This is a genomic window from Acinetobacter sp. NRRL B-65365, assembly GCF_001605865.1.
Taxonomy (GTDB): domain Bacteria; phylum Pseudomonadota; class Gammaproteobacteria; order Pseudomonadales; family Moraxellaceae; genus Acinetobacter; species Acinetobacter vivianii.
In genome coordinates, this window is the sequence record NZ_LRPD01000016.1 from 1 (window position 1) to 12408 (window position 12408).

General features: G+C 42.1%; 11 protein-coding genes. 5 read left to right on the plus strand and 6 right to left on the minus strand.

The window, feature by feature from the left end:
* Nucleotides 1–162: 162 nt before the first annotated feature.
* Nucleotides 163–1395 (minus strand): tyrosine--tRNA ligase, encoded by a 1233-nt coding sequence (tyrS, locus tag AWW72_RS08380; RefSeq protein ID WP_009506246.1) that lies wholly within the window; start codon nt 1393–1395, stop codon nt 163–165.
* A 61-nt stretch (nt 1396–1456) separates the two neighbouring features.
* Here tyrS and AWW72_RS08385 point away from each other — a divergent pair, with 61 nt between their 5' ends.
* A complete protein-coding gene (locus AWW72_RS08385) occupies nt 1457–2590 on the plus strand; it encodes an anhydro-N-acetylmuramic acid kinase (RefSeq protein ID WP_062847044.1) in 1134 nt (377 codons plus the stop codon).
* Between the two features lie 55 nt (nt 2591–2645).
* On the opposite strand, the gene erpA is transcribed toward AWW72_RS08385, so the two are convergent.
* From erpA to AWW72_RS08410, 5 genes are all read right to left on the minus strand, one after another.
* On the minus strand, nt 2646–2981 hold the full coding sequence (erpA, locus tag AWW72_RS08390) for an iron-sulfur cluster insertion protein ErpA (protein ID WP_004776517.1): 336 nt from the start codon (nt 2979–2981) through the stop codon (nt 2646–2648).
* Between the two features lie 112 nt (nt 2982–3093).
* Complete coding sequence (locus AWW72_RS08395; RefSeq protein ID WP_004776516.1) at nt 3094–4098, minus strand: putative solute-binding protein; 1005 nt, start codon at nt 4096–4098, stop codon at nt 3094–3096.
* A gap of 279 nt (nt 4099–4377) precedes the next feature.
* Nucleotides 4378–5385, minus strand: a complete 1008-nt coding sequence (locus AWW72_RS08400) for a putative solute-binding protein (RefSeq protein ID WP_004776514.1) — start codon at nt 5383–5385, stop codon at nt 4378–4380.
* Between the two features lie 217 nt (nt 5386–5602).
* On the minus strand, nt 5603–6604 hold the full coding sequence (locus AWW72_RS08405; protein WP_005260331.1) for a putative solute-binding protein: 1002 nt from the start codon (nt 6602–6604) through the stop codon (nt 5603–5605).
* Between the two features lie 210 nt (nt 6605–6814).
* Nucleotides 6815–7822, minus strand: coding sequence for a putative solute-binding protein (locus tag AWW72_RS08410; RefSeq protein ID WP_062847045.1), 1008 nt, complete (start codon nt 7820–7822; stop codon nt 6815–6817).
* Nucleotides 7823–8033: 211 nt separating this feature from the next.
* Here AWW72_RS08410 and AWW72_RS08415 point away from each other — a divergent pair, with 211 nt between their 5' ends.
* From AWW72_RS08415 to AWW72_RS19445, 4 genes are all read left to right on the plus strand, one after another.
* A complete protein-coding gene (locus AWW72_RS08415; protein ID WP_062847046.1) occupies nt 8034–9962 on the plus strand; it encodes an ATP-binding cassette domain-containing protein in 1929 nt (642 codons plus the stop codon).
* Between the two features lie 339 nt (nt 9963–10301).
* Nucleotides 10302–10859 (plus strand): VTT domain-containing protein, encoded by a 558-nt coding sequence (locus tag AWW72_RS08420; RefSeq protein ID WP_047432965.1) that lies wholly within the window; start codon nt 10302–10304, stop codon nt 10857–10859.
* Nucleotides 10860–11070: 211 nt separating this feature from the next.
* Nucleotides 11071–12228: a PepSY-associated TM helix domain-containing protein gene (locus AWW72_RS08425; protein ID WP_062847047.1), complete on the plus strand. Its 1158-nt coding sequence runs from the start codon at nt 11071–11073 to the stop codon at nt 12226–12228.
* Nucleotides 12212–12388, plus strand: coding sequence for a hypothetical protein (locus AWW72_RS19445; RefSeq protein ID WP_171254700.1), 177 nt, complete (start codon nt 12212–12214; stop codon nt 12386–12388). Before AWW72_RS08425 ends, AWW72_RS19445 begins: the two co-directional genes overlap by 17 nt.
* Nucleotides 12389–12408: the final 20 nt, after the last annotated feature.

A 12408-nucleotide genomic window follows, 5' to 3' on the forward strand; every position in this document is an offset into this window, starting at 1 on the left:
ATGTGCATTCTACAGCATTTCAGGTCCGATGCAACCCTGTTTTTTATTATTTTCTTTTGCATGTTTCTTTTTTCTACAAAACTGATGTTTTCGTTGTTTTTATCATCTATTTACGTATAAAAAGCAGGCTCTGGGCCTGCTTTTTATTATTTTTATTTCGATTTAGTCTGTGAAAGTCACACGTGCAATCGCTTTTTTGCCTGACTGAATGATTAAAGTGACGTTTTCTTTTACAGAGTAGCTCATATCAACCACATTCCAGTCGACTTTAACCGCACCGCGGCCCACGGCGTCTTTTGCAGCAGCAGCATTCGGGTTTAAACCAGCAACACGCAGAATGGTTGCAATAAACAACTCGCCACCAAACTCACCACGAGAAATCGTTACTTCAGGTGTATCTTCTGGCACTTCACCTTCAGTTACGCGGTTACCTGCACTCTTATGTGCATTTTCTGCTGCTTCTGCATCATGGAAACGCTCAACCAGCTCAAGTGCTAAAATACGTTTGATCTCTTGTGGATTGCGACCCGCAGCCATCTCATCAAGTAGTACCTTGATTTCATCAAGTGATTTAAAGCTCAGTAAATCAAAATAACGCTCAATCAGACTATCTGGCATCGACAGAATTTTTTGGTACATCGCGCCCGGTGTATCAAATACACCAATATAGTTGCCTAAAGATTTAGACATCTTATTGACGCCATCTAAACCTTCAAGAATCGGCACAGTAATACACACTTGTGATTCTTGACCATAACGACCTTGTAAGGTACGACCCATCAACAAGTTAAAAGTCTGGTCTGTTCCGCCTAATTCGACGTCTGCTTCAAGCGCAATCGAGTCATAGCCTTGTACCAATGGATAGAGGAACTCATGAATCGCAATCGGCTGATGGTTGTTATAGCGCTTGGTAAAGTCATCACGTTCTAACATACGCGATACAGTTTGCTGGCTTGCCAACTGAATTAAATCAGCAGCAGTTTTTTGGCTAAACCATTCTGAGTTAAAACGAACTTTGGTTTTATTTGGATCTAGGATTTTAAAAACTTGTTCTTGGTAGGTTTTTGCATTGGCAATGACCTGCTCTTGTGACAACGGCGGACGTGTCGCGCTCTTACCTGTTGGGTCACCAATCATTGCAGTATAGTCACCAATCAGGAAAGTAACTTCATGTCCCAAATCCTGAAAGGTTTTTAATTTATTGATCAGAACAGTATGTCCCAAGTGTAAATCAGGAGCCGTAGGGTCAAAGCCTGCTTTTACACGGAGTGGACGATTCTCTTTGAGTTTTTTAAGTAAATCTTCTTCAGAGATAATCTCGTGCGTGCCTCGTTGAATGAGAGCAAGCTGTTCTTCGGCTGGCAAGAAATTTGACATCACAAAACCTAAACACATCAGTTATTCAATTTGTGCGATATACTAACATTTTTTCAGCATCTTGCAGGATAAGTTGTATATGAGCGCAATCTATATTGGTGTAATGACAGGCACGAGCATGGATGGTGTTGATATTGTTGCAACTTCATTCGACCCTTTAACGCTGCATGCCACGCTAACCGTGCCTTTTGAGCTAGAATTACGTGATGAGTTAATGGCGTTGACGCTGCCTGATGACAATGAAATTGACCGTATGGGTAAAGCCGATGTCGCTTTGGCACAAATGATTGGGCACGGCATCAATGAATTGATCGAGAAAAATAATTTAGACCGCACTCAAATTAAAGCCATTGGTTCACATGGGCAAACTATTCGCCATCGTCCTGAACATGGTTTTACCTTGCAAATTGGTGATCCGAATATCATCACTGAAATCACTCAACTACCTGTGGTCTCAGATTTCCGTCGCCGCGATATGGCCGCAGGGGGGCAAGGTGCACCTTTAGTTCCTGCTTTCCATCAAGCCTTATTTCAGCATGACAGTATTCATCGTGTGATCCTGAATTTAGGTGGAATTGCCAATATCAGTATGCTGCCTGCAAACAATGCAGGCGGCGTTTATGGCTTTGATACAGGCCCTGCCAATATCTTGATGGATGGTTGGTGTCATCGCCATACCGGTCATCCTTATGATGAAAATGGCGACTGGGCGGCCTATGGTAATCCGATTCGCTCATTGCTAGATCGTTTGCAAAGCCACGAGTTTTTTGCCAAAGAACCTCCGAAGAGTACGGGTCGTGAAGACTTTAATCTGGAATGGCTAGATGAACAGCTCAGTGACTGGCGTAATGACCTCGGCTATGACGAGCTAGAAGACACACCAGAAAATGTTCAGGCAACCTTAATGAAGCTAACCACGCGCGCCATTAAGAAAGCCATTTATCGCAGTAAAGAGTCGATGCCGACAGGTGAAATCTATGTCTGTGGCGGTGGTGCGTATAATTCGCATTTACTTGAACAATTACGCTGGCGCTTGCGTAAACATAACTGGTCTGTACAAACCACAGATGCGCTGGGTTTAGCACCGACGTGGGTAGAAGCAACGGCGTTTGCATGGCTCGCGATGCGATTCGTGGAACAGTTGAGTGGAAACTTGCCTGCGGTCACAGGTGCATCAGGTGATCGTATTTTAGGGACTATCACCGCGGTATAAGCAATAAAAAAGCTTCTCAACTGGAGAAGCTTTTTTTTATGACAACAAGAATCTATTAAATCGAGAAAGATGAACCACAGCCACAAGTCGTGGTCGCATTCGGGTTTTGCACCACAAAACGTGAACCTTCCAGTCCTTCAAGATAATCAACTACTGAACCAACCAAATATTGATAGCTTAGTGAGTCCACAAGCATTTTAACATCGCCATTCATGAATTCGGCATCATCTTCATTCACACTTTCAGCAAAGTTAAAGCCGTAAGAGAAACCTGAACATCCGCCACCCGTTACATACACGCGTAACATAAGGTCGTTATTCCCTTCACTTTCGCGTAGTTGGCGAACTTTGTTGGCAGCATTATCTGACAATTCTAGAGCTTGGGCGTTCATGATGGATATTCCTCAGACTTCAATACGTCTTTAATAAATAAAAGACCCGATATTCAGTATAGCATACTCAATATCGGGTCTGTATTTGAAGTTTTAAAGTGCATTTACAAGATTATTTATAGTTCTCGTCTTGTAAGCCACATTCAAAATTCTTGGCATCTTCACGGCAACGGAATTGCCATAATAATTTCATCATACGCTTGTCATAAATCCCTTTTGCAGTCAGATTGATACGTGCTTCACGCATCAGTTTTTGATAGCCAGGCTTGTCCGCAGCAGGCACTTCCATCCAGTATTTTTGAGGAATATCTGCTTTCATTTTCCCTAGAATGCCAAAAGCACGTGGTAGTTGCGCCTTCACCCACTCACGAGATTTCTGCCCAAACCCTGTCGGGAATTTATCAGGATGAATAATCAGGTTACCTGTCACTTGCAAGATTGGATAATTCACAATCGCACCTTTGGTTCCTAAACCTTTATAAAGTTCCAACGGTTTAAATGCAGCCGCTGGCGCACCAATAATATCGACCTGTCCATTATTAAATTTGGCACCGAAGTTGGTAATATCTGAGCTAACCGCTTGTGCGCCGACTTGTGAAGCCATGATTTTTTGGGCTTCATCATAATCCAATACGGCGATTTTCTTGCCTGCTGCTTTGGCAACAGTATTGATATTACGGTCATTTACCAATAAGTAGGCATCGCCCACAGGAATCACCCCAACCACTTCATATTTGCCATTCACCATTGCTTTGGCAAAGGTTGGACTTGCCAAGCCCTGCATCACTTTCACAGCGAGTTTAAGGTCGGTAATCGCTCCAATTGCATCCAATGAACCTGTAAACTGGTTAAACTGACGTCCCCGCATGCCTGTGATACTGACCCCATCACACTTACCTGCTTTAAAGTCTTCCGCAATGACCGCCTCATTGGTGCCCACTTTAAGCTCAATATCTGCGCCCCAGTTTTTTGCAGCCAATTGATAGTCTTTCATTAAGGCATAGACATCACCGCTTTTCCCGACGATGTCGAATACACAAATCGTTTGTTTTGCTTGAGTCCCGGCAGATACCGCAGCGATACCTGTTGCAAGTATTAATGTTTTAAACCACTGCATTTTATTCTTCCTTTGCATCTATGCTGATTGTTGTTGCACCACACCCAAAATTTAAAATCACGCTACACCCTGATTCAGGTTTTCAAATGAATCTATGTTTTTATTCAGTCATGCTTAATCGTCCTGATTAAAACATATTTTCAATTTCTCAAGATTCCATTTGGTTTTTTCTATCATTACGATCTTTCAAACTAAACACAATGACTCAAATGACAGTGATAAAAAAACAAAAAGCCTAGAATAATCTAGGCTTTAAGTACACTTTGTGGCAATTAAGGATTATTCACCCGGTAATGCACATTCAAAGTTTGCTTTATCTACAGAACAACGTGCTTTCTTCAATACAGACATCATACCTGCATCGTAAATACCACGTTTGGTTAAGTCCATACGACCGTCACGTAACAGTTTTTGGTATTTTAAGTTGTCTTCAGCACTTAAGTTCATTTTGTATTTTGCTGGAATCTCTGACTCGTAACGCTTGATCATGGCAAATGCTTTTGGCAATTGTTTCACGAAGTAGTCACGAGATTTTTGACCAAAACCAGCAGGGAATTTTTCTGGACGAATCACAAGATCCGCAGTCACTTGTAGAACTGGGAAGTTAAACATTGCACCATTCGCGCCCAAACCTTTGCTTAACTCTAATGGTTTGTAAGCATAAGCAGGCGCACCAACCATATCGACCTGACCATTGTTGAATTTCGCAGCAAAGTTAGAAATATCAGAAAGGACCGCTTGTGCACCTACGCGTTGTACCATGATTTTTTGTGCGTCGTCATAACCCAATACCGCGAATTTTTTACCCGCTGCTTTTTCAATTGAGTTAATGCTCTTGTCACGTACGAAAATGTAAGCAGCACCTAGCGGAGAGATACCCGCTACTTCGTATTTGTTACCACCTAAATTGGTTGTCATTTTTGCAGCATTACGTGCATCAAGAACATAGGTAATTGCACGTTGTGCAACTGCATTGCTTGGTGCACCACCGAGCGAGTCAACAGAACCCGCAAATTTGTTATATGGACGAGCACGCATTGCTGTCATTGCTACAGCAGCACATTTACCCGCTTTAAAGTTATTATCCGCAACCTGTTCATCCGTGATCGCGAGAAGGTTTACATCTGCACCCCAGCCTTTCGCTGCGAGCGCCCAATCTTGCATCATTTTGTATGATTCGCCTGACTTTCCTAGTAAGTCAAATACACATACGTCAATTGCTGCTTGAGTAGAAGCAGATACACCTAGGATCGAAGTTGCTGCAAGAGCAAGTGCCATTTTTTTCATAGTTTTCATCCTTTCACAAACTTTATGTTTGTCTCCTTGTTCGAAGCAAATATTAATCATGTTTTTTGAAAAAAAATAGAGCTTCTACTCTATTTTTATACCCGTATTGTTTAGTTTTTGTCCTATTTTATCCATTTTGCTTATTTTCATAGACAAATTTATTATATCTGCTGATCATTATTTGTCTATTTATGTTTTTGTGTTGCTGCACTCCTTATTATTCACCACTCAAAGTACACTCAAAGTTAGTCCGCTCAACGGTACAGCGGGCACGTTTGAGTACATTCATCATACTCGCGTCATATACGCCTTGCTTGGTTAAATTCATACGCCCATCACGCAGCATTTTTTGATAACGGGTTTTATCTTCATTGGTCAGCGTAATTTTCTTCGCATTCATGCCCGCCTCTAAACGTTGCACCATGGCAAAGTTACTCGGCAGTTTATTGACGAACCATTTTCGGGATTGAGGACCGAAGCCTGCTGGGAATTTTTCTGGGCGAATAATCAGGTCACCAGTAATATTGACCACCGGAAAATTAAATAGCGCGCCATTGACCAGTCCCTTACTGATTTCCAAAGGTTTATAGGCATAGGCAGGTGCAGCAATGACATCGACTTGCCCACTATTAAACTTTTTCACAAAGTCTGAAATATCTGAGGGCACAGCGACCAAGTCGATACTTTCAACAATCGCTTTTTGTGCCTGATCATAATGTAAATAAGCGAATTTTTTGCCTTTGGCTTTTTCAATGGTGTCGATCTTTTTATCACGAACAAAAATGTAGGCCAGACCAACCTGAATAATGCCAGCAACTTCGAATTTTTCCCCATCCATTGTCGCAGTCAAACGATGCTGATTACGTTTATCCAGCACATAACTAATCGCTTTCTGTGCAATGGCATTACTGGTGACTGCACCGACGGCGTCAACAGAACCTGCAAATTTATTATATTTACGGGCCCGCATGGAGGTCATATAAACCCCATCACACTTGCCCGCATCGAAATCTTTTTCCGCTTTTTCTTCATCTTGATAAGGGATCAATTCAATGTCACCTTGCCAGGTTTTAGCAGCAAGCTTCCATTCTTCGACCAGCTTATAAGATTCCCCAGCCTTACCCAATAAATCAAATACGCAAATGTCCTGTTTTGCCTGTGCAGGCGTCGCCATGACAAATAGAGCCGTAGCACCCAATGCCCAAAGTCCTTTTTTCATCTTGTTTTCCCTTTCTACGCGATATTGCACAATTTTCCATCAGTGCCTGATCAATATAGTCAGCTTTCGGCTAAAAGCATAGTGCTTTTATATACATACGTCGGGTTTTCATCACTTTTAACACTATTGATCACAGTTTGACAATTTAAGCCAAATCCTTTCAAAGGGGCTATTAAACCCCTTCGTTCATCACAAGATGATGGATTCTGGTTATTCTCCGCCTAAGGTACATTCAAAATTAGTACGATCGACTGTACAGCGTGCCCGTTTGAGTACATTCATCATAGTGGCGTCGTAAATTCCACGTTTAGTCAGATCGATCCGTGCTTCACGCAAAATTTGCTGATAACGTGTTTTATCTTCCTGACTCAGATTGATTTTGTATTTGGCTGGTAATTCTGCTTCGATTCGCTGGATTAAAGCAAAATTGGTATTAAGACGATTGAGAAACCACTGTCGTGAGTTTTGCCCAAAATTGGTCGTGAACTTTTTAGGCCGAATAATCAGATCCATGGTCATGTTAACCGCAGGAAAAGTAATGATTGCACCGTCAGTACCTAAGCCTTTATAGATTTCCAGCGGTTTATACGCATAGGCTGGCGCTGCCATAATATCGGCCTGCCCTTGATTAAATTTCTTGGCAATATCCAAAATATCAGAAAGTACAGCTTGTCCACCAAGACTCCTGACCACAATTTTTTGGGCTTCGTCATAGCCCAAGACTGCAAACTTCTTGCCCCTGATTTGTTCAATAGTGTTCATTCTTTTGTCTTTAACAAAGATATAGGCCAGACCAATTTGCGAGATACCCGCTACTTCATAGCTTTGATTTGCGACCCGACTGATTAAACGGCGCTGATTACGCTTATCCAAAGCAAAACTAATCGCTTTTTGTGCTATGGCATAGCTTGGCACAGCGCCAATCGCATCTACCGAGCCTGCAAACTTGTTATAGGCACGTGCACGCATTGAGGTCATATACACACCCTCGCAGCGACCTTGTTCAAAATCATGTTCAGCCATCGCCTCATTTTGATAACTGACCAGATTGATTTCACCCTGCCATGCGCTTGCGACTAAGGCCCATTCTTCCATAGCCTTGTACGCTTCGCCTGATTTCCCCATCAAATCAAAAACACAAATTTTAGTTGCAGCACTGGCCTGTGTATTTACAGCCAGTATCAGCATTGCCCCCAATGCCAGAATTCCCTTCTTCATTGCCCCGTCCTAGTTGATTCTTTTTCATGTGATGTGTTGTTTTTCCTAGATTTTAAATCATAATCTGATTTTCATCACAAAAATAGAGTATTTACTCTACTTTGTGATAAGCGGGTGAAATGGTGAAGTCTGGCCTAATCTTCAATATAAAATTTGCATTCATGGGTGATCACCTTAAAATGCAGCTATCTATTCGCTATTTTGCATGCTCATGATCCAATTTGACCAAGTTTCATTACGCCGTGGTGGGCGCGTCCTGTTCCAAAAAGCCTCAATGCAGCTTCATCCTGGCTGGAAAATTGGTCTGACTGGCGTCAATGGAGCAGGTAAATCAACTTTATTTGCAGCATTTTTAGGTGAATTGGGCGCAGATGAAGGCAATTTAAGTCGTCCCGCAGTGTGGACAGTGGCACATATGGCGCAAGAAATTAAAGCGCTGGACATGCCTGCCATTGATTTTGTCCTCTCTGGAGATGAGGAATATTGGGATATTCAAGAAAAGCTCGCCCATCCTGATCAACTCAGTAATGATGAGTTAGCGCGTCTTCATGGTCGTTTTGATGAAATCCACGGCTATGCAGCCCCAGCCAAAGCGGCACAATTGATGGCTGGCTTAGGCTTTCTGGATCATCAAATCCGTTTAAACGTTGCCAGTTTCTCTGGTGGCTGGCGTATGCGCTTAAATCTGGCACGTACTTTGATGAGTCGTTCAGACTTGTTATTACTGGACGAACCGACCAACCACTTGGATTTAGATGCGATCTTGTGGTTAGAAGACTGGCTAAAAGCGTATGAAGGTACACTGGTTCTGATTTCGCATGACCGTGATTTCCTTGATGCAATTACCGATCATATACTGCATATCGAAAATCAGGAACTGACGCTATATACGGGCAACTATTCGACCTTTGAAACCACCCGTAGCGAACGTTTAGCACAACAACAACAAGCGTTTGAGAAACAGCAAGAAACACGTGCCCACCTACAAAAGTTTATTGATCGCTTTAAGGCCAAAGCGACCAAAGCCCGTCAGGCACAGAGCCGTATCAAGCAACTTGAACGCATGCAACAGCTTGCTCCTGCGCATGTCGATACACCATTTACCTTTAGTTTCCGTGAACCCACCAAAATGAGTTCACCGTTGCTTAGTTTAGATGCTGCGACTATTGGTTACGGCGATAAAATGATTGCCGAAAAGATTCGCCTGCAAATCACCCCAAGCTCTCGTATTGGTTTACTGGGAATGAACGGCGCAGGTAAATCAACACTGATCAAAACTTTGGTCGGGGATTTGCCTCTACTCGCTGGTGAACGTAAAGCTTCAGAACTACTCAATATTGGTTATTTTGCCCAGCACCAAATGGACGCATTGGATGCCAATGCCAGCCCAATGCTGCAATTGGCCCGTATTGCGGACAAAAAGATCAGTGAAGCTGCTTTACGCGCCTTTCTAGGTGGATTTGGCTTTAGCGGTGAACGTATGGACACCCCATGTGAAAGCTTCTCTGGTGGCGAACGCGCGCGTCTCGCATTGGCCTTAATCGTATGGCAACGTCCAAACGTGCTGATTCTGGATGAACCGACCAACCATTTAGATTTGGATATGCGCCATGCCTTGACCATGGCACTACAAGATTTTGAAGGTGCTGTGGTACTGGTGTCGCATGAACGTCAGTTAATTGCCAGTGTCTGTGATGATCTACTGCTCGTGCATGCAGGTAAATGCACAGAGTTTGAAGGTGATCTGCAAGACTATGCCAAATGGTTACGTGAAGCACGTCAGCAACAGATCAATGCACAAAATGCTGGACAACAACAAAGCGTGTCCACTCAAGCTCCAGCTGTGAAGATCGACAAAGAAGCTCAACGTAAAGAAGCCGCACGCCGCCGTGAAATGACACGTCCTATTCGTAAAAATATTGAAAAAATTGAAGCTCAAATCGAAAAGCTGCAACCTCGTCTGGCAGAAATCGAACAGGCGCTGGCAGATAGCACATTGTATGAAGCAAGCCGCAAAGATGACTTGATGAAGCTTATGAATGAACAAAATGAGCTAAAAGCGAAACTGGAACAATTTGAGGAACAGCTTTTAGAGCTGATGATGGAGCTGGAAGAACTCGAAAGCTCATTTGCTGAATAACATGAGTGATCCATATCTGTAACAAAAACAGGTATGGATCTCATCTTTTAAGGCCACTTCTCTCAATATAAAAAACGATTTTTATTAAACGTAAAAATATTGATCAGATACCTAAAAACACTATGAATATCATGAAAAATGTCATGAATCTGTCGATAATTTAAGATAAGGTAAAACTGGAATTTTCGTAGAAAATTGAGCTTTGGGTTCAGGCTCGATATACTCAGCTCCCATTGTTGTAATGTTATAACTGACGAATGAATCCTGAGGGTTAAATTCATTTCACATTTTTTTGTACTTTAATTTGGTGAGTACTCTATTTTGGATCATACAAACTGAATGAATTCTTTAGATTTTATTTTTAATTTTGAACATATTCTGCCCATTTTGGTTCAAGAATATGGTTTATGGATCTATTTTATCCTCTTCTTAATTATTTTTTCAGAAACAGCCTTTGTTTTCATGTTCTTCTTACCCGGTGATAGCTTATTGCTGACGGTAGGTGCATTGTGTTCTGTCGTTGAAATGATGCATCTTGGCTATATGATCAGCCTGCTGTTCTTTGCTGCAGCATTGGGTTATATGGTCAATTACCATATCGGCCGTCATTTTGGTGACCGCATTTTTAATGTGAAATCACGCTTCATCAAGCAGGAATATCTACAAAAAACCAATGTGTTTTTCCTAAAACATGGTGGAAAAACCATTTTATTGGCGCGTTTTATTCCTTTTGCACGTTCTTTTGCACCGTTGGCAGCAGGTTCGAGCAATATGAATTACACGCATTTTGTTGTGTATAACATTCTAGGGGCTTTACTCTGGATCAGCGTACTGGTGACAGCAGGTTACCTGTTTGGCCATGCCTTAATTCAGGTCAGTGATTTTGTAGAAAGTTAATCCCCTTTCAATACCATATTGTATGATCTAGCAGGAAAGTTCGTCTTTCCTGCTTTTTTTTAATCCATTTATTCTATGTCAGGTTTCACGTGGAACGTAAAAAACAATAGTAAATAATAATGAAAATAATTATCAATAAAAATAAAATCGGCTTGTAAAAATATAAATTATTCGGGGAAGCCATGATCCATTCAGCATGGAATAATCAGTTATGAAGCAAGCAATCACTTCAGCGAAGAAAACCAATTCACGCTGGTTCCGCATCAATTTATGGATTCACCGCTGGATCAGCTTATTGATTGTGCTCCCCTTTACGATTTTATCAATCACGGGAATCATTTTGATCTTTCATGAAGAAATCGATCATGCGCTTGGTGTGGAACCGACGGCGCTTCACTCCTCTTTACAACAACAGCGCCCACTGGCAGATTCATTAGCTACAGCACAAAATGCCTATCCTGATGAACACATTATCAGTACAGGCTACGATCCTGAGCATCATCCGGGTGTACTGCTGATCGGAATGGCAAAACCAGAACAGAGTTTTGAGCAAGCGCGTTGGCTATTTGCAGATATTGGTTCTGCAACGCTGATTCAGCAACCAAGTGAACGGGATACTTTAACGGGTTTCTTACTGGAACTGCATGCCAACTGGTTTTTAGGTTTTATTGGACAATTGATTGGTGCCTTGATTGCCTTTCTAGTGTTCTTATCACTAATTTCAGGGCTGGTAGTTTACGCCCCTTATGTGAAAAAATTCTTTTTTGGGATTATTCGAACAGGCAAAGGTCAGCGTTTATTACAACTCGATTTACATAACTTAATCGGTTCAGCGATACTCGGTTGGGCGTTGGTGGTGACCTTAACAGGCTTTTTACTCGGTTTTGGTACGGTTGCCATTGGTTTCTGGCAAATGACTGAACTGAAAGCTCTTCAAGACAAATATCATCATGTCAGTCCAATTAACCCGACACTGAGCATCGATGATATCTATGCTGCTGCACAAAAAGGTGAAGTCGGCTGGCATCCAACCACTGTGTTCTATCCTAAAACCGAATATTCGACTCAGGGACATTACATGGTATTGCTGCAAGGTGATGAAGGTCTAAACGAAAAAATGCTGAAGGTTGCCTTGGTCAATGCAGCCACAGGACAAGTCGATACTGTTGAAAAACTCCCTACCTATCTGAAAGCCATCTTGCTCTCTCAGCCTCTACATTTCGGTAATTACGGCGGTATGCCATTAAAGATTTTATGGAGCTTATGTACGCTTTTAAGTTTATTTATTACCCTGAATGGCGCTTGGCTATGGTGGGCAAAACGTCAGCAAAAAAGTTTAAAAGGAGCCAACAATGCAACTGTGGAATAAGACAGGTTTCTTATGGCTAATGGCCGTATGCAGTATTTTAGGGATTATTGGAATGCTGCTGATGGACGGTATTGCAGATATTATTTTTCTAATGATCACCCTGCTTCCAGTTTTAGTCGCAGGATGGAGAGCTTATCTTTTACAGCAACGCAAAAGATAAGCTCTTTTTACATGCTATTG